This window comes from Brachybacterium sp. SYSU DS0246 (assembly GCF_059391765.1).
The window spans coordinates 13,519-38,100 of record NZ_JBZXYT010000005.1 but is presented as its reverse complement, the minus strand read 5'-3'; the positions used below and the strand labels follow the sequence as shown (position 1 = coordinate 38,100).

Annotated in this window: 19 protein-coding genes; 9 read left to right on the top strand and 10 right to left on the bottom strand. The window is 73.1% G+C overall.

Annotated features, from left to right (window positions below; all coding sequences use genetic code 11):
• Positions 1 to 768 carry a uroporphyrinogen-III synthase gene (locus tag AC5020_RS03705; RefSeq protein WP_464987272.1) on the bottom strand — a complete coding sequence of 256 codons (768 nt, stop codon included), beginning with the start codon at positions 766 to 768 and terminating at the stop codon, positions 1 to 3.
• Positions 769 to 944: 176 nt separating this feature from the next.
• On the opposite strand from AC5020_RS03705, the gene AC5020_RS03700 reads away from it, so the two are divergent.
• Positions 945 to 1,211, top strand: a complete 267-nt coding sequence (locus AC5020_RS03700; protein WP_464987271.1) for a hypothetical protein — start codon at positions 945 to 947, stop codon at positions 1,209 to 1,211.
• Positions 1,212 to 1,241: 30 nt separating this feature from the next.
• Here AC5020_RS03700 and AC5020_RS03695 read toward each other — a convergent pair whose 3' ends face one another.
• From AC5020_RS03695 to AC5020_RS03675, 5 genes are read right to left on the bottom strand one after another with little or no spacing between them, the layout of a single operon-like run.
• On the bottom strand, positions 1,242 to 3,410 hold the full coding sequence (locus tag AC5020_RS03695) for an acyltransferase family protein (protein ID WP_464987270.1): 2,169 nt from the start codon (positions 3,408 to 3,410) through the stop codon (positions 1,242 to 1,244).
• The gene (locus tag AC5020_RS03690; RefSeq protein ID WP_464987269.1) at positions 3,404 to 5,521 is read right to left on the bottom strand and encodes an acyltransferase family protein; all 2,118 of its coding nucleotides are present in this window, start codon (positions 5,519 to 5,521) and stop codon (positions 3,404 to 3,406) included. The genes AC5020_RS03695 and AC5020_RS03690 overlap by 7 nt, the downstream gene beginning before the upstream one ends.
• A gap of 15 nt (positions 5,522 to 5,536) precedes the next feature.
• Complete coding sequence (locus AC5020_RS03685; RefSeq protein ID WP_464987268.1) at positions 5,537 to 6,880, bottom strand: M18 family aminopeptidase; 1,344 nt, start codon at positions 6,878 to 6,880, stop codon at positions 5,537 to 5,539.
• Between the two features lie 44 nt (positions 6,881 to 6,924).
• On the bottom strand, positions 6,925 to 8,973 hold the full coding sequence (locus tag AC5020_RS03680) for a DUF6541 family protein (protein ID WP_464987267.1): 2,049 nt from the start codon (positions 8,971 to 8,973) through the stop codon (positions 6,925 to 6,927).
• A 10-nt stretch (positions 8,974 to 8,983) separates the two neighbouring features.
• Positions 8,984 to 11,392 (bottom strand): acyltransferase family protein, encoded by a 2,409-nt coding sequence (locus AC5020_RS03675; RefSeq protein ID WP_464987266.1) that lies wholly within the window; start codon positions 11,390 to 11,392, stop codon positions 8,984 to 8,986.
• Between the two features lie 401 nt (positions 11,393 to 11,793).
• Between AC5020_RS03675 and tgt the strand changes: the two genes are divergently transcribed.
• Positions 11,794 to 13,059, top strand: a complete 1,266-nt coding sequence (gene tgt, locus AC5020_RS03670; protein WP_464987265.1) for a tRNA guanosine(34) transglycosylase Tgt — start codon at positions 11,794 to 11,796, stop codon at positions 13,057 to 13,059.
• A gap of 7 nt (positions 13,060 to 13,066) precedes the next feature.
• Positions 13,067 to 14,683: an outer membrane protein assembly factor BamB family protein gene (locus AC5020_RS03665; protein WP_377018350.1), complete on the top strand. Its 1,617-nt coding sequence runs from the start codon at positions 13,067 to 13,069 to the stop codon at positions 14,681 to 14,683.
• A gap of 25 nt (positions 14,684 to 14,708) precedes the next feature.
• On the opposite strand, the gene AC5020_RS03660 is transcribed toward AC5020_RS03665, so the two are convergent.
• Entirely contained in the window at positions 14,709 to 15,491 is a 783-nt protein-coding gene (locus AC5020_RS03660) for a hypothetical protein (RefSeq protein WP_377018349.1), read from the bottom strand.
• Between the two features lie 115 nt (positions 15,492 to 15,606).
• Between AC5020_RS03660 and AC5020_RS03655 the strand changes: the two genes are divergently transcribed.
• Together AC5020_RS03655 and AC5020_RS03650 are read left to right on the top strand one after the other, a co-directional pair.
• Complete coding sequence (locus AC5020_RS03655; RefSeq protein WP_464987264.1) at positions 15,607 to 16,131, top strand: Rv0361 family membrane protein; 525 nt, start codon at positions 15,607 to 15,609, stop codon at positions 16,129 to 16,131.
• Positions 16,132 to 16,228: 97 nt separating this feature from the next.
• Positions 16,229 to 17,776 (top strand): DUF3375 domain-containing protein, encoded by a 1,548-nt coding sequence (locus tag AC5020_RS03650; RefSeq protein WP_464987263.1) that lies wholly within the window; start codon positions 16,229 to 16,231, stop codon positions 17,774 to 17,776.
• A 32-nt stretch (positions 17,777 to 17,808) separates the two neighbouring features.
• On the opposite strand, the gene AC5020_RS03645 is transcribed toward AC5020_RS03650, so the two are convergent.
• Positions 17,809 to 18,177 carry an MGMT family protein gene (locus AC5020_RS03645; RefSeq protein ID WP_464987262.1) on the bottom strand — a complete coding sequence of 123 codons (369 nt, stop codon included), beginning with the start codon at positions 18,175 to 18,177 and terminating at the stop codon, positions 17,809 to 17,811.
• 92 nt (positions 18,178 to 18,269) lie between these two features.
• On the opposite strand from AC5020_RS03645, the gene AC5020_RS03640 reads away from it, so the two are divergent.
• Positions 18,270 to 19,340 (top strand): YeeE/YedE family protein, encoded by a 1,071-nt coding sequence (locus AC5020_RS03640; protein ID WP_464987261.1) that lies wholly within the window; start codon positions 18,270 to 18,272, stop codon positions 19,338 to 19,340.
• Positions 19,341 to 19,430: 90 nt separating this feature from the next.
• Positions 19,431 to 19,661 carry a sulfurtransferase TusA family protein gene (locus AC5020_RS03635; RefSeq protein WP_377018344.1) on the top strand — a complete coding sequence of 77 codons (231 nt, stop codon included), beginning with the start codon at positions 19,431 to 19,433 and terminating at the stop codon, positions 19,659 to 19,661.
• A 153-nt stretch (positions 19,662 to 19,814) separates the two neighbouring features.
• On the opposite strand, the gene AC5020_RS03630 is transcribed toward AC5020_RS03635, so the two are convergent.
• A complete protein-coding gene (locus AC5020_RS03630; RefSeq protein ID WP_464987260.1) occupies positions 19,815 to 21,257 on the bottom strand; it encodes an MFS transporter in 1,443 nt (480 codons plus the stop codon).
• A 103-nt stretch (positions 21,258 to 21,360) separates the two neighbouring features.
• On the opposite strand from AC5020_RS03630, the gene AC5020_RS03625 reads away from it, so the two are divergent.
• Positions 21,361 to 22,242 (top strand): helix-turn-helix transcriptional regulator, encoded by an 882-nt coding sequence (locus AC5020_RS03625; RefSeq protein WP_464987259.1) that lies wholly within the window; start codon positions 21,361 to 21,363, stop codon positions 22,240 to 22,242.
• Positions 22,243 to 22,306: 64 nt separating this feature from the next.
• On the opposite strand, the gene AC5020_RS03620 is transcribed toward AC5020_RS03625, so the two are convergent.
• Positions 22,307 to 23,491, bottom strand: coding sequence for a hypothetical protein (locus tag AC5020_RS03620; protein ID WP_377018341.1), 1,185 nt, complete (start codon positions 23,489 to 23,491; stop codon positions 22,307 to 22,309).
• A 169-nt stretch (positions 23,492 to 23,660) separates the two neighbouring features.
• On the opposite strand from AC5020_RS03620, the gene AC5020_RS03615 reads away from it, so the two are divergent.
• Complete coding sequence (locus AC5020_RS03615; protein ID WP_464987258.1) at positions 23,661 to 24,377, top strand: DUF4194 domain-containing protein; 717 nt, start codon at positions 23,661 to 23,663, stop codon at positions 24,375 to 24,377.
• Positions 24,378 to 24,582: the final 205 nt, after the last annotated feature.

The following is a 24,582-nucleotide window of genomic DNA, read 5'->3' as shown; positions in this document are numbered from 1 at the left end:
TCAGACTACTGCCAGAGCCCGCCGCACGGCCTCGGCGAGGCTCGCCTCGGTGGGCTCCGTCGCCTCGCCGTGGACCACCAGTCCCCGAGCCTCGGCCGCCGCGGTGACCGCGGCATCGCGCGTGAGCACGCGAATGTCCCTGTGGATGCCCAGGTGACCGGCGAGCGAGGCCAGCATCGGCGTGGTCAGGGCGAGTGCGCCGTAGCCGCGCAGCCGCAGGTCCCGGACCAGCTGTGCGTCCAGGCTCACGCTGCGGGGCCGGTACGCGGTGGCCTGGGTCACCGTATAGCCCTTCGCCTCGAGAGCGGGGCGCACCGACGCGTCAGTCGCGGCGCCGCACACCAGCAGCAGGGACTCGCCGGCCGTGGACGCCTCCGGCAGGTCGCGGGCGATCGCCGCGTCGGAGTCGGCGGCGACCCGGGCCGCGAACACGCCCAGCTCGCGCAGGGCCGTGGCGGTCTCCTGGCCGACGGCGGTCACTGCCACGCCCTCGGGGACGGCGAAGGTGACCTCGTGACGGGAGTCAGTGGAGCCGTCGTAGGAGGCGAGGACCTCCGCGGCGCGGCGGCTGTCGACCACCAGGTGCGCGAAGCGGCCCGCCGCCAGGGCTTCGACGGCGCGGCGGGTGTCGGTGTCGCGCTGGGCGCGCAGCTCGAGGAACGGGGAGTGGTCGACGCTCAGACCCATCTCCCGCAGACGCGCGATCAGCTCGGTGGCGCTGCCGGCGGGAGCCGGAACCAGCACGGGCAGAGTGGTCGCGTCGTTCATGCATTCCTCCAGCGTCACGGGACCGGTGCGGACTCACGACCGGCACGGACTCATTCTGCCCGACGGGCCGTGCGGTGGCTGACGGGCAGTGCGGTGGCCGACGGGCGTGGTGGGTGATGGGGTCGCAGCGCCGTAGGATCGTGCCCGCGCCCGACCACGCCCCACGAGGAGTCCCGATGAGCACACCGCAGCAGCGCGTCCACGACGCCACTCTCCGCCTGCTCGAGCTGCTCGAATCCGGCGACCCCCTCAGCCCGGAGGCGATCAAGCTGCGCGCCGAGCTGGCCGAGGCCACCGCGGAGGCCGGGCAGCTCGAGGACGCGCTCTACCAGGTCGACCAGCTCTTCAAGGACACCAGGCGGGTCCACGGCCCGGACCACGAGACCGTGGCGCGGGCGCGTCGGGCGGCGAGCGTGATCGAGGAGATCGCGCAGCGCGGCTGACCCCGACCCGCCGTGCGCCGGTCGATGCGGTCACCAGGTGAAGCCGGCCTCCTGCAGCTGCGCGTCGACCGAACCGCCGAGCGATGCCATGTAGGTCGCCGTGGCGTGGTCCTCATCGAACATCACGTGCATGTTCCCGATCAGCGGAGGGCAGCTGCCCTCGGGACACATCAGCGGCTGGACGTCCACCGGGTAGAGATCGCCGCGAGCGGAGAGCTCCTCGAGCACCGCAGCATCGGGTCGCTCCGGCGGCATCTCGGCGGGATCGAGCTGCTGGGTGCACTCCTCCTCGCTGCCACCGGCCTCCAGGCACGCCACGGGATCCTCCTCCAGTCGCGCCCCATCGCGCAGGGCGATCACGTCGAAGCCCTCGTCCAGCAGCTGCGGCACGGTGTCCTCGACCACCGGGGTGACGACCTCGGGGCCCTCGTGCGGGACGGTCGTGGTGGCGACGGCGACCGCCTCCGGCTGGAGCTCGCGGATGTAGTCCATCGCGGCGAGGTTGTGCGCATCGCAGTCGGGACCCTTGTAGGACTCGATGCCCGGGGTGAAGATGCAGCTGGGCCGGCGCAGGATGATCAGGCGCCACCCGTTCTCGCGCGCAGGCTCCGAGAGCGAGACCGCATGCTGGGCGAGCCGCGAGTTGCCGACCGCCACGATCACCGGGCCGTCCTCGGGGCCGGCGGTCATCCGGCAGCTCTCCGCGACCGCGTCGTCCGCCGGGGCGAACCGCCCCGAGCATCCTTCTTCCAGGTGCTCCCAGTCCTGCTTCAGCGTCGCGGCCGACGGCAGGGGAGCCGCGTCGGGGTCTGCGTCGGGATGCTGCTCGTAGCCGGGCTCGAGCACCCTCCCGCCGGGGTTGTCGGCCACGGCGCGTCGCTCGGCCTCATCCGCGGCGCGCTCGAGCGCGACGTGGGCGCCGACGCTGGGCGCGAGGCCCAGCACCAGCACCGTCACGGCGATCCCGCCGGAGCGCAGCGGGCTGAGGTTCGCCCACCGCCAGCCCCGGATCGGCGAGTCCACCAGCCGGGTCAGGCCGTAGGCGAGGATCAGGCTGGCCGCGATGATGGTGGGACCGAGCACGAATCCGGCGTGCTCCCGCCCGGTGGCCGCGAGGGCGATCGCGAGGATGGGCCAGTGGATGAGGTAGAGCCCGTAGCTGACGTCGCCGAGGAATCGGAAAGGAGGGGAGGTCAGCACGCGGTCCGCTCCGAACCGGGAGCCGCTGACGCCCGCCATGAACACGCCGGACGCCCCGAGCAGGGGGACGGCCGCGATCCAGCCCGGGAACATCGAGCGGCCGTCGATCAGGGCTCCGGTGGAGATCAGCACCGCCAGGCCGGCCCAGCCCAGCGCCACCCGGGCGGGGACGGACAGCCGGGCAGGCCGGCGCCGGCCGGCGGGGGTGGGCCGGTCGGAGGCGAGGCCCCCTGTGCCCCGGGCCGCGGGCAGCAGGGCGAGCAGCGCTCCGGCCGCGAACTCCCACAGGCGGGCGGTGGTGTCGAAGTAGGCCGTGGGCTGCTGGACGGCCGTGGAGTACAGCGACCATCCGAACGACCCCAGCGCGATGGCCCCGAACAGGACGGCCACCACCGTGCGCGGGGAGCGGTGCAGAACGCGGGCGAGCCCGGCGCACAGGGCGAACAGCACCGGCCACAGCAGGAACACCTGACCCTGGATGGACAGTGACCAGAAGTGCTGAAGCGGGGAGGTGGCCACGGTCGCGGCGGCCTCGTAGTCCGTGCCGCGGTGGATCAGCAGCCAGTTCTGGACCTGCAGGATCGAGGCGATCGCGTCGTTGATCGCCGGCATCCAGGTGCTCGCCGGCAAGAACAGCCGCACCGCGGCAAGGGTCGCCAGGATCACCACCGCGGCCGGCGGCAGCAGCCGCTTGAAGGTGCGCGCCCAGTAGGCCAGCGGCGCCGTCGGCCGCCCTGACTCCAGGCGCCGCATGAACGTGCCGGTCAGGAAGAAGGCCGAGATGAACAGGAAGACGTCCACGCCCCCGGAGACCCGGTCGAAGAAGACGTGGTAGAGCACCACCAGGGCGATGGCGAGGCCGCGCAGCCCGTGCAGCTCCGGGCGGTGACCGCCGGTGGGCGGCGGCGGTGCTGCGGCCGGCGCCGCGGCCGCGGTGGCACGACGGCGACCCCGCGCCAGGTGGCGGGGCGGCAGGGACGGCTCTCGTGCGCTCACCATGAGAAGCCCGCGTCCCGCAGCTGGGCGTCGATGCCGGTCTGCATGGACTCCGCGTAGGTGCCCGTGAGGTGGTCGCGGTCCAGGGAGACCAGCACGTTGCCGACCACCGGGGTGCATACCTGCTCGGGACAGACCAGCGGGTTCGGATCCACGGCGTGGACCTCCTCGCCGGCCGCCTCCAGGAGGGCGGCGTCCGGACGGTCCTCGGCCAGCGGTGCGGGCAGCGGGCGAGCGCACTCGGAGGCATCGGCGCCGTGCTCGGCGACGCACGCCGCGGGGTCGACCTCTAGCCGCGGCAGGGCGCGCACCGCGATCACGGCGCTGCCCGCACCGGTGAGCTCCGAGACGGCTCGATCGGTGCCCTCGAGCACGCTCTCGCTGCCGTCGCGGCCGTAGGCGGTGGTGGCCGCGGCGACTGCCTCGGGCTGCGTGCGCAGGAGGTACTCGTGGGCGGCGTCCCCGAAGGCGTCGCACTCGGCGGAGAGGGAGGTGTAGGGGGCGTAGGTGCACCCGCCCTTCCAGAGCGTCACCACCGTCCACCCGTGCTTCTGGGCGAGCGCGATGAGGGAGGCGGAGAACTGCTCCATCCGGGAGTCCCCGACGGAGACGAGCACGGGCTCGCCGGGATCACCGGGGACCACGCGGCAGGCGGCATCGAGCTGCTCCGCCTCCCCGGCGGCAGGGGCCAGATCGCCCGTGCACTTCTCCTCACCGCTAACCCAGTCCTTGCTCGCCAGGGCGGCCGTGGGCAGAACCTCGGCATCGGGGTCCGCATCGGGATGCGGGGTGTAGTCGGGCTCGAGCACCCGCGCACCGGGATTGTCCGCCACGGCCCGGGCCTCCGCCTCGCGCTGCTGGCCCAGCAGGTACTGCTGCGCGCCGGCCACCGGGGCGAGGCCGAGGACCAGGCAGGTCGCGGCGACCAGCCCGGCGCGCCACGGCCGGGCGCCGGCCCAGGGCCAGCGCCGGATCGGGGCGTCGACCAGACGGGTCAGCAGCCAGGCCAGCAGCAGCGAGGCGAGGATCAGCGCGAGCCCGTCGGCGATCCCGGCGCGGGGCTTTCCGGTCGTCGCCAGGTACAGCGCCAGCAGCGGCCAGTGCACCAGGTAGAGGCCGTAGGAGACGTCTCCCAGCCACGCGGCGGGCCGGGTCGAGAGCACGCGGTCCACGCCGAACCGGTGCCCGGTGGTTCCGGAGACCAGGACCAGCCCGGCGGCGGCCAGCGGCCAGGCGGCGATCCAGCCCGGGAACGCCCCCTGCACGTCGACCAGTAGGCCGCAGGCGACCAGCGCGATGATCCCGACCCAGCCGGCGAGCACCCACACCGCGGTGCGCTCCGGCGCCGGGCCCCCGGCCCGGTGGGACCCGCGGGCCGTGCGTCGTGCCCGCCACTGCTCCCATTGCGGCAGGGCGAGTCCCAGCAGGGACCCCGCGGCGAACTCCCACAGGCGCGCCGCGGTATCGAAGTAGGCGACCTCCTGCTGGGTCGCCGTGGAATGCACCGACCAGGCGAAGGAGGCCACCAGCACGAGGGAGAACACGACGGCGAGCACGGTCCGCGGCGAGCGGCCCAGCCGGCGCGCGACCAGCACGGCCGCGGCGATCAGCAGCGGCCACAGCAGGAACACCTGGCCCTGGATCGACAGGGACCAGAAGTGCTGGAAGGGCGAGCTGCCGGAGTCGTCGGCCGCGTAGTAGTCCACCCCGCGCTGGACCAGCACCCAGTTCTCCACGTGCAGCAGCGAACCGATCGCGTCGGTGAGCGCCGGCATCCAGCGCTCCGGCGGCAGGAGGAGGTACACGCCGCCGAGCGTGGCCAGGGACACCACCGCCGTCGGCGGCAGCAGACGCTTGAACGTGCGCGCCCAGTACGCCGCCGGGCGCGCGGGCTCACCGCGGTCGACCTTGCGCAGGAAGGTGCCCACCAGCAGGAACGCGGAGAGGAAGAGGAACACGTCCACCCCGCCGGAGACCCGGTCGAAGAACACGTGGTAGAGGACGACAAGGCCGATCGCGAGGCCGCGCAGTCCGTGCAGTTCGGGGCGGAAGCGGCCGGCGTGGGTGGCGGCGGGAGCCTCCCGGGAGGCGCTGGTGATCGCGGGTGCAGTCATCGGGCAGGGGCGGTCTCAGCCGCGCAGGAACGCGGCGCACGCCTGCTGCAGCAGCAGCGGGTCGGTGCTCGCGCACATCTCCCTCGCGGAGTGCATGGACAGCAGGGTGATGCCCACGTCGACGGTGGTCATGCCCAGCCGGGTGGCCGTGATCGGGCCGATCGTCGAGCCGCACGGCATGGCGTTGTTCGAGACGAACTGCTGGTACGGGATCCCCGCGTGCGAGCAGGCGGCGGCGAAGGCGGCGATGCCGACGCCGTCGGTCGCGTACCGCTGCTGGGCGTTGATCTTCAGGATCGGACCCTCGCCCAGGCGCGGGCGGGAAACGGGGTCGTGGCGCTCGGGGTAATTGGGGTGGGCGGCGTGGCCGGCATCGGCCGAGAGCACCATGGAGGAGGCGAAGGCGCGACGACGGGAGGCCTCGTCCCCGCCGATGGCGGCGTGCATGCGCACCAGCACGTCCTCGAGGAAGGGGCCGGCGGCGCCGGAGCGGCTGGCGGAGCCGACCTCCTCGTGGTCGTTGGCGACCATCAGCGCGATCGGCGCCTCGTGGTCCGCAGCGAACCCCCGATGCTCCCGGGCGGTGGTGAGCAGGGCCTCCGTCTCGGCGTGCACGGAGGTGAGATTGTCCAGCCTCGCCGAGGCGAGGAACTCCTCGCGGGCGCCGAACAGGGCGGGCGGCTGGGCGTCCACGGTGACCACGTCGAAGCCGACGATGTCCTCGAGGTGGAGCCGATGGCCGTCGGCCCGTGCGTGCTGGAGCAGCACGTCGAGCACGTTCAGCGGGCCCAGGCCGAGGATCGGCTGCATGTGCCGCTGGGGGTCGAGCCGGAGCCCATCGGTGTTCACGGCGCGGTCCAGGTGCACCGCCAGCTGCGGGATCCGCAGGATGGGCGAGGTCTGCACGAGCACGGTGGAGCCGTCGGTCAGGGCGAGTCGCCCGGCCAGTCGCAGCTCCCGGTCCAGCCACGAGTTCAGCAGCGGGCCGCCGTAGACCTCCACGCCGGCCTGGGCCAGACGCTCGGCACCCAGCTGCGGGTCCGGCTTCAGCTTCAGCGCGGGGGAATCGGTGTGGGAGCCGACGATCCGCCATGGCGTGTCGACGTCGGTGCCGTCGGCCGCGGACCACGCGATGATCGAGCCGTCACGGATGACGTAGCGGTCGCCGATCACGTCCTCGGCGCTCCAGGCGGCCGTCTCCTCCAGGCGGGTGAAGCCCCCCGCTTCGAGCCGGCGGGCCGCCTCCGCCGCGGCGTGGTAGCTCGACGGGGAGGCGGTGACGAACTCCCCGAGGTCGAGGGCGGCGGCGCGGGCGGGCCGGGACGGGGCGACGGAGGAGAGGGAGGAGGAGGGGGTCATTCGTTCATTGAACCATCGAGCGGAGGATCCTCGTGGACTCAGGATCAGCAGGCGTCGACTTCGTAGAGGCGCACCTCGCCGACGGCGTGCACGAGATCGAAGCCCGGGGTGTCCTCGGTGATGTCCTGGTAGCCGAGATAGCCGGACACGGCGGGATCGTCCCTGCCCAGCCGATGGTCATCGAGGTCGAGGTAGTACAGCGGCCGGTCCTCCGGCAGCGCCTCGCAGACCCTCGGATCCGTGGCGACGTCCTCGAAGTTCGCATCGAGGTACTTCTCCTCCGGGCTCCGGCGCACCGTCATGTACAACCGGCTCACATCGCGGTCGGCGAAGGCGTAGACCAGGCCGCCCCCCTCCCAGGGATCGGCGATGACGTACCCGTCCTCCTCGACATGATCCGGCAGCTCCTCGAACATGCGGAACTCGTCCTCGGAGACCAGATCGGAGGTCTCCCACGTGCGATACGCGTCCGAGGCGTGGTCGAACTGCGCGCGGACCTGCTCGTTCCCGGAGACGTGCCATGCCAGGGCCGTCGAGCCGAGGAGACCGACGATCACGGCGGCCGCGGTGGAGGAGAGCACTCGAGCCGGGCCGCGCCCGGAATCCCCGGCCAGGCCGTCCACGGCGCGTCGGACCCCGCGGGCCAGGATCTCCAGCCCCATCGCTGCCACGGGCACCGCCGCCAGAGTGAGCGCGGCGGCCGTGCGGAAGTTGTCGCGATAGAGGTAGCCGGAGAGCAGATCGCGCCAGAAGTCGTCCGTGGAGGCCGAGGAGGCCCAGTACACGGCGGCGGGGCCGATCAGGGCCAGCGGCACCAGCCGATCCCGGCCGCCGCGCGCCCTGCTGACCAGCGCACCGACGAGCCCGATCCCGCACAGGAGGGACACCACGAGAAGCGTCGGCCGTCCCATCGCGCCGCCGACCAAGGCCTCCCCGATCGCCTGCGGGCTCGACTGGAACGGATCCCAGGGAGCGGTCGCGGTCGAGGGGGTGAGCGTCAGCCACAGCAGGACGATCGCCGCGCAGACGGCGCCGAGCAGCACGGCCCAGACCACATCGGCGCGCGTCCTCGCCCCGCGGTCCCGGGACGGGTCGAGATGACGTGCCCCGGCGTCGACCTCGTCGCGCGGAGCCCGCAGCATCGCCTCCAGGTGGCGCGCCAGGAGCACAGCGGGAATGGGCAGCACCAGGATCAGCCCTGCCAGGGTGCCACCGGGGTGGGCCATGCCTGCACCGATCCCGGACAGGACCACGATCAGGCAGGTCTGGACGGGCGCCGTGAGCAGGGTGCGCCGCAGCACCATGTGGAGCAGGGCGGCGGAGAGCGCAGGGACGACGGCGAGACCGAGGATGGTGGGGTAGACCAGTCCCCAATCGATCAGCACCAGTGGGAACCCGGGGAAGGCGAGCAGCAGCGGACCGCACAGCAGCCGGACCGCGGGAGAAGGCCGCACCAGCACCTCGAGCAGCAGCCACATGCTCATCGGCCACGCCGCGAGCACCGTGATGAGGGCGAGGGAATGCACGGCCGGGGCCAGGTCGAGGCCGCTGAGGTCCTGGACCAGCGCGGCGGCAGTGTGCCAGCCATTGGGGTAGATCGAGCCGCGCAGCAGTGCGCCGGTCGCGAACGGGGTCGCCTCCCCGGTGCGCTGGATCGCCTCGATCGCGTTGAGGTGGAAGGCGTTGTCGAAGCGCTGGGCGATCGTGCTCGGCTCGACGAACACGCTCAAGTACAGCGGCACCATGAACACCGAGGCGATGACCTGGCCGCCCAGGTACTGCAGCGCGGCGGTCCCGGGCAGGATCGACCAGGTCGGGGTACGGCGTCCCCACGGCGTCGCCCAGAACCACAGCGCGCACGCCGCCGCGCAGACGAGCGTCGCGCCGACGACCCACGTCACGTGCCAGAACGCGTCGAGGGCTCCTGCTGCCAGCGCCGAGAGGGCGATCACGCCGAGCGAGACCGCCGGCGCTCCCACCAGCGCGGTCGGCACGGCGGCGCGGCAGCACAGCAGCACCGCCGCTCCCGGGATCACGAACAGCGCGGCGGCGACGAGCACCCCGGGGATCACGTCGGTCCACATTCCGCACATGTTCTCACGGTCAGGGTGCGGTGGCCTGCTCCTCGAGCTGCCGTGTCATGGGCGCCACCAGCACCCCTTCGACGAACGTGCGCGTGAGGTGGCTGTCGTCCATGTAGACGTAGGACTCGCCGAGCACGGGTGGGCAGCGGCCGTCGGGGCAGATCTCCGGGGTGAAGTCGAGCATGATGACCTCTGCCGGCTCCGTCGGGTCACCCCCCTCGCTCCCGTCGCTCGGCTCCTCCGTCCCGGGCGTGAGCTCGGCCAGCGAGGCGGCGGGGTTCTCGGGGGCGAGCTTGGTCCCGACGTCGGCGCCGCAGGCCTCGTCGGCGTCGGCCGGGGCGCCGCCGCCCTCGATGATCGCTTCCGCGCACTGGTACTGGTCGTGCTCCCAGCGGGGGGTGTCGCGGACCCCGAGCACGTCGATCCCGCGATCCAGCAGCGCCTGCACGGCCGCTTCCTTCCCAGCAGGCATGACCTCCTGCTCCTCGGCGCTGGTCTGGGTCAGTGCGGTCAGCACGGTATCGGGGGAGACCCGGTCGATGTAGGCCAGCGCATAGTCCTCGTAGCCACGGCAGTAGGCCCCGCGCGGCTCTCCCACGATGAACGGACAGCCGTCCATGGAGAGGTTCACGACCTGCAGATCGTGCTCCTGGGCGTAGGGGATCAGCGCCGGGATGAACTGACGGGAGTGCGAACTGCCGACCACCACGATCGTGCCCGTCGGCTCCGCGTCCGCCGGCAGCAGCTGCTGACAGCGCACGTTGTGGTGCTCGCTGCTCGGCTCCCAGGGGCCGGCGCAGGGCTCCGGGAGATCCGGCCACTGGGAGCCGAGCTGGTAGCCGTGGGGGAGGATCTCGGCGGGGACCTCGGTGGTGGCCGCGGCCGTCGGCTCCTGGCTGCGGCCCTGATCCAGCGCCAGCCACCAGCCGCCCGCGCCCGCGAGTACCAGCGCGAAGCTGGCGGCGACCGCGGTCAGTGCCCGCCACGGCCGCGCCTCGAGCCACCGTGAGCGGCGCACCGGGGCATCGACCATCCGGGTCACGAGCCAGGCGAGCAGGATCGCGCCGGCGAGGACCGCGAGCCCGTCCAGCAGTCCGGCGCGGTCCTGACCGCTGTAGTGCAGCCACATCACCAGCACCGGCCAGTGCAGGAGATACAGCGCGTAGGAGATGTCGCCGACGAAGGCGGCGGGGCGTGTGGAGAGCAGCGCATCCACACCCCAGCGCCGGCCGGAGTACCCGGCGACCACCACGACGGCCGCCGCGGCCAGCGGCACGATCGCGATCCAGCCGGGGAACATGGTCGAGACATCCAGCACCAGGCCGACGGCCAGCAGCCCCGCGATGCCCGCCCAGCCGGCCAGCGCGCGCAGGGCGCCCAGGCGCGGGAACTGCCCGTCCTCGGGGCGCGTCGCCCCGGTGACACGATCCAGGGCCGGCAGCGCGACGGCGAGCAGCGACCCGGCGGCGAACTCCCACAGCCTCGCCGCGGTGTCGAAGTAGGCGATCTGCTGCTGGGACTGGGTGGACAGGACCGACCAGGTCAGCGAGGCCGCGCCGATCAGCAGCAGCACGGCCGCGAGCGGGCGGCGCACGGGCCTGCCGCGCCGTGCCCGGCGCAGCACGAGCAGGAACAGCAGCGGCCACACCACGAACGCCTGCCCCTGGACGCTGAGGGACCAGAAGTGCTGCAGCGGCGAGGCCCCGCCCGCGTCCCGGGCGTGGTAATCGACCTGCAGGAACACCAGCAGCGCGTTCTGCACGTACGCCGCGGAGGCCACGGCCTCCTGCATCACCGTCGGCCACAGCGAGGAGGGCAGCAAGGCGGCGGTGCCGCCGAGGGTCAGCAGGATCGTCACCGCTGCGGGCGGCATCAGCCGTTTGAAGGTGTGCAGCCAGTAGCGCGGGATCGCCAGCGGCCGGCCGCTCTCGAGACGGCGCACGAAGGTGCCGGTGAGGAAGAAGGCCGAGAGGAACAGGAAGACGTCGACGCCGCCGGAGACCCGGCCGAGCCAGATGTGGTAGATCGCGACCAGACCCAGGGCGACCGCGCGCAGCCCGTGCAGCTCACGGCGGAAAGCGGGCCTCGAGCGCGGGGTCTCGGTGGGTTCTCCGGCTTCGGTCCCGCCGGTCCGGGTGGGCTCGGCGCCGGCCGGGGCCGAGGGGACGTCCGACGGGGCGGGGGCGGCGGCACCGGCGGGGCCTGCCTGCTGAGTGCGCGAGCGGGCGCTCTGACCGTAGGGCTGCCAGGTCCCGGAGACCGAGCCCGCGGTGGACCAGGCGTCCTCCGCCTCCCGCTCGGCGTGCAGCTCGATGGGGCCCTGCAGCCAGTCCTCCAGCGAGGAGGTCTCCGAGGGCAGGGGGCCGGTGGTCCACTCCGAGAGGTCCGAGGCGGGTGCGGGATCCGCCGACGGGAGCTCTGCCGACATCGGCGCCGGATCCTGGAGCCAGTCCTCGAGATCGTCGACCGGGACTGCGGCGGGCCGCTCCTCTCCCCGGTGCCCGTCGCCGTTCGCCGCGGCCTCCTTCGCCGCGGCCTCGGCGGCCAGCGCGTCGGCGATCGCGCGTTGGCGGGCCAGCTCCTCCTCGCTCAGCGGGCGGGCTCGCCGGCCACCGCGACGCGGGGTCGGGGGATCGCTGGGCGAGCTGATCGTGATCCCCTTCCGCGGTGGCGTGCCGACCGGCCGCCCCGGACCGTCCCGGCGTCGTATCGCTGCGGATGGATACTAGTCGATCCGGCGACGGCTTCTGAGCGCGCGCACCGGCGTGATCCGCGCCGGGCGCCGCAGCGGGCCCCGGGACGCCCGGGGCGCCGTGGCACCATGTCCCGGTGACCGCACAGCTTCCCGCTCCCGCCGAGACGCACTTCGAGATCACCGCCCGCGCGGAGGGCGCAGCGCGTGCCGGCGTGCTCGAGACACCGCACGGCACGATCGAGACTCCCGCGTTCGTGCCCGTCGGCACCAAGGCGACGGTCAAGGCGGTGCTGCCCGAGACGATGGACGAGCTCGGCGCGCAGGCGCTGCTGGCCAACGCCTATCACCTCTACCTCCAGCCCGGCCACGAGCTGATCGACGAGGCCGGCGGCCTGGGCGCCTTCATGAACTGGCCCGGACCCACCTACACCGACTCCGGCGGGTTCCAGGTGATGAGTCTCGGCGCCGGATTCAAGAAGGTGCTCTCCAGCGAGTTCTCCGGCGGCGAGACGGCGCGGACCGCGTCGGGGGAGGACGACGACGTCGCGGCGGGGAAGGAGCGTCTGGCCCACGTCGACGACGACGGCGTCACCTTCCGCTCCTTCATCAACGGCGACACGCACCGATTCACCCCCGAGATCTCCATGCAGATCCAGCACGGCCTGGGGGCGGACATCATGTTCGCCTTCGACGAACTGACCACGCTGATGAACTCCCGCCGCTACCAGGAGCAGGCGCTGGAGCGAACCCGGCTGTGGGCGCTGCGCTGCCTCGCCGAGCACGCCCGTCTCACTGCCGAGCGCACACACCGGCCCTACCAGCAGCTGTGGGGCGTCATCCAGGGCGCCCAGTACGAGGACCTGCGGCGGCAGGCCGCCCGCGACCTCGGCGCGATGGATGTCGAGGGCTGGTCCTTCGACGGCTTCGGCATCGGCGGAGCGCTGGAGAAGGAGAACCTCGCGACCATCGTCGGCTGGGTCACCGACGAGCTGCCCGAGGACAAGCCGCGCCACCTGCTGGGCATCAGCGAGGTCGACGACCTGTTCGTCGCGATCGCCGCGGGCGCCGACACCTTCGACTGCGTCTCGCCCTCGCGCGTGGCGCGCAACAGCGCCGTCTACACCGCCACCGGCCGTGTGAACCTCACGGGCTCGAGGTACCGCCGCCAGTTCGCGCCGATCGACGAGACCTGCGACTGCTACACCTGCACCCACTACACCGCCGCGTACATCCACCACCTCTTCCGCGCCAAGGAGATGCTCTCGGCGACGCTGTGCACCATCCACAACGAGCGTTTCGTGGTGCGCCTGGTCGACCGGATCCGCGCCTCCCTCCGCGACGGCGAGTTCGAGGCGCTGCGGGAGGAGACCACCGGCACCTACTACGGGGCGCCGCGGTGAGCGCCCCGTGACCGGCGAGCCGGAGCACCCCCAGCTCGCCGGGCAGCCCGCGACGGAGCCGCCCGACGAGCAGGGCACTGATGCCGCCACCGCGCTCGGGGTGGCGGTGGTGCTGCTGGCGCTCGCGGGGATCTGTGCGCTTCTCGGTGCCCATGTCCTGGTCGGGGCGCTGCGCCTGGCCGCAGGAGTCCTGGCCGGCGCCGCGGTGGCGGCCGCCGTCTTCGCCGTGCCTCTCCCGTCACCGGAGCGTCTGCCCCGGCTGCGTCGTCCGCGCGTGCTGCTCGCCGCAGCTCTGGCCGTGCTGGTGGCCGGCGCGCTCACCGTGCCGGCCGTGCTCTCGACCCGGGTCGGATCACTCGAGGCCCGCGCGTCGGCGAGCATCGACGCGCTCGCCGAGGGGGACCGGGTGCATTCGGTCCCGGGCGTCGACGCGCCCGTGCTGGTGCGGCGGGCCGAGGGCACCGCCGAGCTGCTCAGCGGCACCCGGGTCGAGACCGTGGAGGCGGCCCCGGAGGACGTCGTCGCCCTCAGCGCCGACGGCAGCCGCCTCGTGCACACCACCGGGACGACCACGCGGGTGCTCACCCTCTCGGCCGATGCGCCGCCGGTCGAGGAGGCCACGGTGGACGGTGCGCCCCTCGCGCTGAGCGGGGACCTCCTGGTGGTGCGCTACTGCGACGGGGTCGCGGCGGCCTGTTACCTCGAGGCCCACGACGTGACCGCCGACGACCCGGCCGAGGCCGTGTGGGCCCTCTCGGCGTCGGGGGAGGCGCGCGGCAGCGACCCCGCCGCCGTGGAGGTCGCCGCCCGCTCCTCCGAGAGCCCCGACCTGCTCGATGCGGTGCGGGCCACGGGAATCCTCCCCGCGGTGCCGCTGCGCTTCGATCCGGCGCAGGGCTGGGTCCAGCTCGACCCGGAGACCGGGTTCCCCGTCGGCCAGGTGCTCGCCGCACCCGAGGCGGACTGCCGGATCGCCGCGACCGGCGCGGCGCCCGACGCGGCGGACGGGCTGGTCGAGCCCGAGCCGGTGGTGCTGACGGTCTGCTCCGGGGACGACGGTGCACTGACCGCGACCGCATACCGCGACGGGGAGGTGCTGTGGGAATCCGAGCCGTCACCGGCCGGCGACTGGCGCGTGCGACTGGACCGGGGTCGCGTGATCGCCACGGGAACGGAGGACGGATCCGACGTCGCCGGCGAACTGGTCGCCTCCCAGCAGCGCGCGGCCTGGACCGCGCCCGGGGGCGACGGGCTCGAGCAGGTCGCGCCCTTCACCACCCGGATCGGCATCGACGGCGCGCGGATGGTCGTCACCAACGACCAGGGCCAGCTGCTGGCCTACGACACCGCCGACGGGACGAACCTGTGGACGCAGCCGTCCTCACCCACGGGCGACGGGGTCCGCGGGTCGCTCGAGGCGTCCACCGCAGTGGTGCTCGACCCTCTCGAGCGGACCCGTGCGCTGGACCCCCGCGGAGCGCAGCGGCTGCGGATCCTCGACGCCGCCACCGGCGAGGTCACCCACGAATCGGTGGTGGACCGGGAGGTCGACGCCATCCATCCTGTCGGCGCGGGACGCGCGCTCGTGACCACCGGCGACAGCACCCTGCTGCTGGGGCCCTGATGCTGCCGCCGGGGCCGATACGGGCTCAGGCGCTCTGCTTGCCCCACCGCTGCACGATGACGGAACCGGCGATCAGCAGGGCACCGACCACCAGCACCCGCACCGCCTCGACGGTGCCGGCGATCGCGTAGTAGGCGGAGCCCGTGAGGTCGCCACCGCTGATCAGTGCACCGACGAAGCCGGCGATGAAGCCCAGGATCCACGAGAGGGGGACGGACAGCACGATGGTCGCGATCACGACGATCGCGCCGATCCGGCCGCGGCCGCTGAACTGGATGGCGGCCACGATGGCCAGTGCCAGCAGGACGAGGGAGAGCAGCAGATTGAGCACTGCCACCACGATCATCCCCAGCCCGGACAGCCCCGCTGCGACCGAGATGTCATCGGGGTTCGTGGCCGCCATGCTGCCGGAGGCGCCGGCGAGGAACGTGCCGATCGGCAGCCCGAGACGCACCAGGAAGACCAGCACCGCAGTGATGACCATCCCCAGACCGATCTTCGTGGCCAGGTCGCGCTTGCCGGGATCGGACGCGGCGCTTGCCGACGGCCCGCCGGAGCCGGCCCCGCCCGGGTAGCCCCCGGCCGGGGAGCCGAAGGCGCTGGGCGCCTGGCTCCAGGAGGGCGGCTGCTGGCCGGGCTGCTCCTGGCCCGGCTGCGGCTCAGGGGCCGGCGTGGGCTGACCCCACTGGGGCTGCTGGGAATTCTGCGGCTGGGAGGCGGGTGAGGGCTGGCCCCACGGCGGCTGCTGTCCCGGTGGCTGGGCCGGCTGCTGCCAGTCGTTCCCCTGTGGTCCGTACCCCTGAGTCATGGTTCTCCCTCGCATGATGATTCCGGGCGCGGCCGCACCCGGGATCAGCCTATCGATCGTCACGGCGGGGCTCGAACTCCACGTGCGCTCCCGTCCCGGCCGGTACGCTCCAGGCATGACGATGCCCGGGAGCCCCTACGGCCCGCCGCCGGCGACGCCGGGTGGGCCGGCCGTGCCGGCGGCCGGTGGCCGAGGCGGCAGCCGTCGACGGGTGTGGTGGATCGTGGGCGGCTGCTCGGCGCTGGCAGTCGCCGGCATCGCCCTGATCATCGCGGCCGTGCTGGTGTGGGCCCTGCTGCTGCGCGCGACCCCGCAGGACACGGTCGAGAACTACTACGAGGCGTGGGAGACCCGGGACTGCCAGGGCTATCTGGACTCGGTCACGGATCGCTACCGCGAGGAGAACGGCGTCACGTGCGAGGACGTCGAAGCGGAACACCCCCGCGACGTCTCCGAGGATGAGATCGAGATCCGCGATGTCACCGTCGACGGTGACGCCGCGACGGTCCAGGCCTACGAGGAGTTCACCGACCAGGAGGGCACGCGCATCAGCGGCGTGGCCGAGTTCGACCTGGTCCGCCAGGACGGTGACTGGCTGATCGACAGCGTGCGCATCGTCGAGGACTACGAGCCCGTCTGACCCGGCCGCCATGATGGCACGTCGCCCCGGGCGGCTGCATCGGGCGCTGACGCCTGCCGTGCCCCGTCGGGCCGATCCGGAAGTAGACTCCCCCCTCGTGACCACGACCGAGCCGAACCGGTGGACCGACCGGCGCAGCGACGCCGTGTCCGCGCGCAAGGAGGCCTACGAGCAGCTGCGGCGGGCCAGCACCTGGCGCCTGCTCGCCGCGACCAAGGCCCCCGCCGTCCTGGCCATCCTCCAGTCCGTCTTCCCCGCCGGCGACCGCCGGCTGCCGCGCAGCGAGCTGATCGCCCGCGTCGGCGCCCACCTCGAGCTGCTGCACGACGACGACCACCGTGAGCTCTCCGGAGCCGCCGACGACGAGGTCGAGGCGGGGGAGGGCCGCAGCGGCCGCAGCGCCGCGGAGTACGTGGACGGCTGGGTGCGCGAGGGCTACCTGACCCGGCGTGATGACCCGCAGCTGACCGAGACCACGTTCGAGCCGTCCCCGGCGACGATCGACGCCATCCAGTTCATCGCCTCCCTCGAGGAGCACCGGCCCACCACCACCGAGTCGCGCCTGCAGCTGGTGGTCCAGCAGTTCGAGCGCCTCGCCCAGGAGACCGAGACCGACCGCGACGTGCGCCTGGCCGACCTGCAGCGCCGGCGCGAGCGGATCGAGGCGGAGATCCGGGATCTGGCCGAGGGCGAGCTCATGCTGCCCAGCGCCGAGCACTCCGTAGACCGGCTGCGGGACATCCTGCAGATCGCCTCCGAGCTCTCCGGCGACTTCCTCCAGTACCGCGAGGACCTGCGCGCCGTGGACCTCCACCTGCGCGAGCAGATCCTCTCGCCCGAGTCCTCGCGCGGGGAGATCCTCGAGCAGCTGCTGGCGGGCGATGACCTGCTGGGCCAGTCCACCGTCGGCCGCACCTTCACGGCCTTCTTCCGCATGCTCAACGATCCGGTCCAGACCCGCACCGCGCAGGAGCTGGTGGACCGGCTGCTGGAGCGCGACTTCGCTCATGCCCTCAGCCGCAGCGAGCGCGAGCGCCTGGCCAACGTCTTCAGCGATCTCTACGAGCCGGCGCAGGAGGTCCTCGACGTCAAGACCGAGCTGTACCGCTCGCTCGCGCGGTTCGTGCGCTCCCAGGACTTCCGTCAGCACCGCGTGCTGCTGGAGGCGCTGCAGGAGGCGCAGGGCGTGGCGCTGGCCCAGAAGGACGAGATCTCCACGCGGGCGCCGTTCCCGATGGGCCTGGATCTCTCCCGGGTCCAGCTCTCCTCGGTCGCGCAGCACCGTCTGAAGGACCCCACCGACCCCGGGGCGCCGGCCGAGGCGGAGGTGCACGACGCCACCACCCTCAGCATCGACGTGCTGCAAGACCTCGTGCGCACCAACGACATCGACATCGTGGGCCTGACCGACCACGTCAACGACGTGCGCGGGCGCAGCGGCCAGGCCTCCATCGCCGACGTGCTGCGCGAGCGGCCCGCCCAGCAGGGCCTGGCCAGCGTGATCGGATTGATGTTCCTGGCCACCCAGCACGCCCAGGAGCGCGAGGGCTCCACGGAGATCGTCACCTGGCGGGAGCTGGACGGCAACGACTACGCCGCGAAGGTCCCCTCGTTCTACTTCCTCGACGACGTGCCGGTGGAGTGAGCGCGGATAGGTGAGTGCCGCTGCGGCTGCCGTCAGCCCGAGAGCCCGCCGAGCTCTGCCAGCGGTTCCCGCGCCGCCGCGCGCAGCTCGTCGAGATCCGCACCGAACTGCGCCATCCGGCAGCCGCGACCGCTGGGCTTGACCTCGATGCCCTCGGTCTCCCAGTGCGGGAGCGCCCGGGCGAGCAGCGGATGGTCGCCGGAGGCATTGGTGACCCGCCACCACGGAACCCCCGAGCCCCACGTGCGCATGATCCGGCCGACGAGCCGGGGGCCGACGCCCGCGATCGCCCCCACCTCGCCGTAGGCGGCCACCCGGCCCGGCGGGATCGCCTCCACCACGCGCAGCACGCGCTCGACGGTGACGTCGTCCATGCGGGTCCGCGAGCGATCGGTGGACATGCGCGTCAGTGTGCCACGCACGGTCGTGACGCACCTCGCCATTGACCGGACAGGGGTTCTGCTTATGGGGCTCATTAGTTAGCCTGCTGGGCATGATCCTCACCGGCCTCCTCCTCGGCGCCGCGCTCGGCTACGTCCTGCAGCGGTCCCGGTTCTGCGTCACCGGCGCGTTCCGCGACCTGTACATGGCCCGTTCGGCGCGCTACTTCATCCCGTTCCTGCTCGCCATCGCCATCCAGGCCATCGGCGTCGCCGCGCTCACCGGCGCCGGCGTCATCGCGCCGGAGCCCTCCACCTTCGCGCCGCTGGCCGTCGTCGGCGGCGGCCTCATCTTCGGCATCGGCATCGTCATGGCCGGCGGCTGCGCGACCGGCACCTACTACCGCGCCGGCGAGGGGCTGCTCGGATCGTGGGTGGCGCTGATCTTCTACGCCCTCTCCGCCGCCGTCATGAAGTTCGGCCCGCTGGGCGGCTTCACCGAGGCCGCCCGCGCGCCCGCACTGGGCGACGCCACCATCCAGGAGACCCTGGGCGTGAGCATGTGGGTCCCCACGATCGTCTTCGCCGGACTCGTCGGCGTGCTCGTCGTGCGCCAGGTGCGCCGCAGCGCCGGCCGCGCCAAGGCCGCGTCCCTGCCCGCGCGCCGCACGGGCATCGGCCACTACCTCGCCGACGTCCCCTGGACGCCCTGGGTCGGGGCCGTGCTGCTCGGGCTCATCGCGATCGCCGCCTGGGTGCTCTCGACGGCCTCCGGCCGCAACGGCGGGTTGGGCATCACCACCCCCTCGGCCAAGATCGTCACCTTCCTGACCACCGGCGACATCACCCTCGTGGACTGGTCGGTGATGCTCGTCCTGGGCATCCTGGTCGGCTCCTTCCTCGCCGCCCGGCTCTCCGGCGAGTTCCGCTGGCGGGTGCCCGATGCCCCCACCATGCTGCGCAGCGCCGGAGGCGGCGTCGCCATGGGCATCGGGGCCGCGCTCGCCGGCGGCTGCACCATCGGCAACGCCCTGGTCGAGACCAGCCTGTTCAGCTACCAGGGCTGGGTCTCGCTGGCCGCGATGGTGATCGGCACCTGGGCTGCCGCCTGGTTCTTCATCGTGCGGCCCCAGAAGGCCGCCGCCGCGAGCCGTCCCGCGCCGGTGCTCACTCCCGCCGCCTGAGCGGCGCGGCCCTGCCCCTCGCCACCCCTCCCGCACTACTCCCGCTTCGTCGACCGACCGACGAACCACCCCGACGAAAGGAAGCGCCCCATGGCCACCTACACCCTCGAGACCGGCGGCGACGTCTGCCCCTTCCCCCTGATCGACGCCAAGAACGCCATGCAGCAGCTGACCACCGGCGACGACCTCGTGATCGGCTTCGACTGCACCCAGGCCACCGACTCCCTGCCGCAGTGGGCCTCGGAGTCCGGCCACGAGGTGGTCGCCTTCGACCGCGTCGGCGACGCCGGCTGGTCCATCACCGTGCGCAAGGGAGCCTGAGCGCGCAGCAGGATGCCTCAGCGTCCAGTGGCGCCATGACGGCGGCGCCATGACGATGCGTGCCTGAGGACGGCGGCCCGGGAACCCTCCGCGAGGAGGTCCCGGGCCGCCGGTGTTCCCGGACTCTCTCCGATCTCGGCCTGCCAGTCGTCCTCAGGCGGCCGCGTCCTCCGCGCGATGCGCGGCCAGGGAGCGGGCCAGCAGCGCGAACGCCACCGCACAGACCGCGTGCACGCAGAAGACCACCATCAGGGAGCGGTCCATCCGGGCGGCGTCGCCGGCGGATCCGGCGAGCGACCAGAACAGCCCGCCCAGCAGCGCGACGCCGAGGCTGAGCCCCAGCTGCTGGCAGGTGGTGAACAGCCCGCTGGCGACCCCCGCCGCCCACTGCGGGGCCCGGGAGAGCACCGTGTGCAGCACGGGCCCGTACATGCACGCCTGCGCGACGCCCAGCGGGATGAGCGCCCACTGCAGCGAGGCCAGGTCGTCGTGCCCCGTGCCCGCCAGCACGGCGATCAGCAGCAGGATCACCGTCTGGGCCATCGCCGCCCGCAGCATGGTGCGCTGCCCGGCGCCGGGCACCAGGCGGGGCAGCGCCACCGAGGCCGCCACGAACGTGATCCCGAAGCCGAGCACCAGCAGAGCGGGCCCCAGCGGCCCCATGCCGTAGCGGGTCTGGGCCAGCGCGGAGAGCTCGTACAGGAACGCCCCGTAGGTGGTGAAGAACAGCAGCGCCATCAGCAGTCCGCGCCGCACCACCGTGATCCCCAGCACCGACGGCGGCACCACGGGCATGATCCCGGAACGCTCCGCGCGCCGCTGCTGTGTCCAGAACAGCGCCAGCAGCACGATCCCTGCGCCGAAGGCCAGGAACGCCCACAGCGGCCACCCGGCGGAGCGGCCGATGGTCAGCGGCACCACGATCAGCAGCAGGCTCGCGCCGAGCAGGGAGGCTCCGGTGGCATCCATCGCCAGCGGGGCCGAGGACCGCGAGCGCGGCACCCAGCGCAGCCCCAGCACGCCGACCAGCGCGATGAGCCCGGTCAGCACCTGCACCGCGCGCCATCCCAGGTGCTCGGGCAGCGTGGTCGCCACGACGCCCGAGACGAGCTGTCCCAGCACCGTGCTCACCCCCGCCATCGCGGCGAAGATCATCACCCCACGGGTGCGCATGGCCCCGGTCGAGGTGGACTGGATCGTCGAGAGCACCTGCGGGGTCAGCAGGCCGGCGGCGATCCCGAGGGCCACCCGCAGCACCACGGTCGAGACCAGATCCGGGACGACGGCCGCAGCACAGCTCAGCGCCGCCATGGCCAGGGCGCCGATCAGGAGCAGGCGCCGCCGGCCCCAGCGGTCCCCGAGGCGCCCGGCGATCACCAGCGTGGCCGCGAAGGTGGTGGTGTACGCCGCGAGCACCAGCTGCTGCCCGGCGCCCCCGACACCGAGATCGGACCCGATCGCATCGGCCAGCACGTTCAGCGACCCGAAGGTGAAGTTCACCGGCATGTAGGCGATCAGCAGCACGGCCAGGCCGCGTGAGGTCAGTTCCTGAGGCGTGGACGGCGCGAGGCGAGCGGGGGAGGAGGAGACGGTCATGGAGTACACCTTTACGAGATCCTGATCCTGTGACCAGGAGTCCATTCATACTGGTACCGCCACCACCTGGCTAGCCGGCGCGACGCGGCGCACACTGGAGCTCATGGACCCCTCCGACGGACGACGCAAGGAGCTCGGCGCGTTCCTGCGCGCCCGGCGCGAGAAGGTCAGCCCCCAGCAGGCGGGGCTGCTGGCCCTGGGCCGCCGGCGCACGCCCGGCCTGCGCCGCGAGGAGGTGGCCCAGCTCGCCGGCATCGGGACCACCTGGTACACCTGGCTCGAACAGGGGCGCGCGGCCGGAGTCTCCGACCAGGTGCTGGAGGCCGTCGCCAGGGTGCTGGACCTGACCGAGGCCGAGCGGCGTCACATGCTGGTCCTGGCCGACCGGGCCCCGGTCCACCGCGCACCGCCGATCACGGTGGGGCCCGAGCAGATCGCCGTGCTCGAGCAGCTGCTGCCGTTCCCGGCCGCGATCCAGGACGACGCCTACGAGATCGTCGCCACCAACCGCAGCTACCGGTACCTGTTCAGCGATCTGGATGCGTACCCGGTCGAAGAGCGCAACTGCGCCTGGCTGATGTTCACCGACCCCGTCTGGCGGGGAAGCCTCGTGGAGGAGGAGCGCGTGCTGCCGGAGATCGTCGGGCGGTTGCGGGCGCATCTGGCCGAGCACCACGACGACCCGCGCTGGAGCACCCTCGTCGAGCGGCTGCGCGAGAAGTCCGAGGACTTCCGGCGCCTGTGGGAGCACCACGAGGTGGCGGACGAGCGTCCCCGCCGACGGGTGTACGCCTCACCCAGGGCGGGCTTGCTGACCGTGCACTTCCAGAGCCTGTGGATCGATCGGCGCAGCGGGGCGCGCCTGGTGGTGATGTCTCCGGCCGACGCCCTCACCAGGGAGAGGCTCGAGCGGCATGCCGCTCTGCTGGAAGCCGCCCCGGCCTGGACGGCCCGCGAGGACGTCGTCACCTCGCTCGCGGGCTGAGGCCGCGGCCGGGGCCCGGCGCGAGGGCGCCGCCTCTGCCGCCGGCGTCCTCGCCGACGCCGCGTCAGCGGCGCGTTTCAGGTCCCGTGCCGTCCTCCGGTGCCCCGTACTCGGGTGCTCGCGGTGGCCGTCCGCCCTCCTCCTCGGGGCCGGGCTCGCCGGGCGCGGGCTGCTCGGGTGGGCGGACCGACTCGGTCCCCGGGCCGTCCTGCTGGGCGGGATCGTTCTGCCCAGCGGGATCGTGCTGCGCTGCGGGATCATGCTGCGCAGCGGGCCCGACCCACGTGGGCTGGCCGCCGTCACCGGTCTCGACGTGCGAGAGCTGTCCGTCGGCCCCCCGTCGGTACTCGGCCGGCTGAGCTCCGTACTGGTAGGTGGCGTCCTCCGTGGATTCGGGGCCGTCCTGGGCCGGACGGACCGGTGCCGGGCCGCTCCCGGACGGCGTCGTGCCGTCGGGCGTCCTCGCAGCATGGCGGCCGTGCCCGAAAGGATCCTCTGTCCGCTCGGTCCGCTCGGTCGGCTCTGTCCGCTCGTCTTCCGGAGCGGTCCCGTCGGCGCGAGCGCGCTCCTGGGAGAAGCTCGAGGTCGCAGGATCGTCCCGGTGAACCGGCTGGCCGGGTTCCCCGCGGCCGGGAGAGCCGGCCGTCGCGCCCGCCCCCACACCGCCGACCCGGGCGGCGTCGGCCACCGCCGGATCGGTCGAGCTGCGGCGCCGGTCCAGGTCCTCCGACTCGCCGTCGCGCCAGCGATCCCCGTCCGCCTCGCTGCGGGGCGAGCCGCCGTCCTCGCCGTCCTGTGGGAACGACGACGGGGCGGAGTCCCGCGAGCCCTGAGCGTCCTGAGCGCCCTGCGAGGCGTCGGGGTCCAGGCGGTCCGCCTCGGCCAGGCGCTCCTGGACCGAGTCGCGGGAGGACTCGACCTCCTCGCGCTCCCTCTCCGCCTCGGCGCGACGACGCTCGGCAGCGGCTTTCTCCTGCTCGACCGCCTTGGCCTTCCTCTCCGCGTCCAGACGCGCCCGGTCGGCCTCGATCTCCCGCTCCCGGGCCTGCAGGTCCCGCTCCTGGACCGCCTGCTCCTCGCGTGCGGCCTCCTCCCGCAGCTGTGCGGCCCGCTGACGGTCGTCCTCCTGCTGCTTGGCGCGGCGTCGCCGTGACGCGGCGGTGCCCAGCACGATCAGCAGGATGATCACCAGGATCACCGCGACGGCGATCGCGATGAGCACGGGCACTGAGACTGGCAGGTTGTTCATGATCGGCTCCTTGCCGTCGGATCCGCCGCCTCGATGGCGGGGAGAAACGTGTTCCCGGTCACGATTTCACCAGATACGGGGCCCGGATGCACAGAGCCGGCCGGCACCGCAGGCCCCCGGCACGGCGGGTTCGCGGCGGATCGTGCCGGCGTCGGTAAGGTAGGTCCCCGTGATCAGCTCAGCACTCAGCACCCCGGCCGACGAGTCCCGGGAGGACGACGGCGAGGGCGCTCCCTCCGTCCCCGGCGCCGCGCTCGTGGACGAGTCGCGACGAGTGCTCGTCCATCTCCTGCAGGGCCCCTATCTCGACGGCCGCCGCGATCCCGCCCGCTACGCGCAGCTGCTGCGCGACCGCACCGCGCTCGAGGCGCGGCTGGCCGATCTGTTCCTCGAGCTCGTCGTCGACGACGACGCCCAGGTCGCCTTCGTGCGCCAGAGCGAGGACGATCCCGACGCCCCCAAACTGCTGCGCCGGCTGACGGGTCTGAACCGCCTGGACTCCGTCCTTCTGCTGGTCCTGCGCCAGATGCTGCTGACCCAGTCCTCGCGCGGACAGCGCACCGTGGTCTCCGAGGCCGAGATCCAGCAGGCGCTGGCCGCCTATCGACGCACCACCTCGACCGACGAGGCCGGCTTCGCCAAGGACGTCCGCGCCTCGATCGCCAAGATCCAGCGCGCCGGGCTGCTCGACGAGCAGGGCGACGACTACGAGGTCTCCCCGGTGCTGCGGCTGATGATCGGCCCTGACACGGCGCGCGAGTTCATCGCGCTGTACCGCCAGGCGGGCGTGGGAGGTCTCGAGGACCCCACCGACGACGACAGCACCGCGGCCGACGGCGACGCGGCCGGCGGCACGGTCGAGGGGTCCGCATCGAGCGAGGACTGACGCCGGCGCGCGGGACCGGCTGCGGGGGCCGATCCGTGATCGACCGACTGGTCGAGGCCGCTGCGGTCCGTCGGCCGGCGCTGCCTTGCGTAGGGCTCCGGCGCAGTGGCCAACGCCTCCTTGGACCGCAATTGTGCGCATTCGGTATTGCGCAATACAGTGAGGCTCACCTGACTGCGGTGAGGCTTACCTGACCACGGAGCGT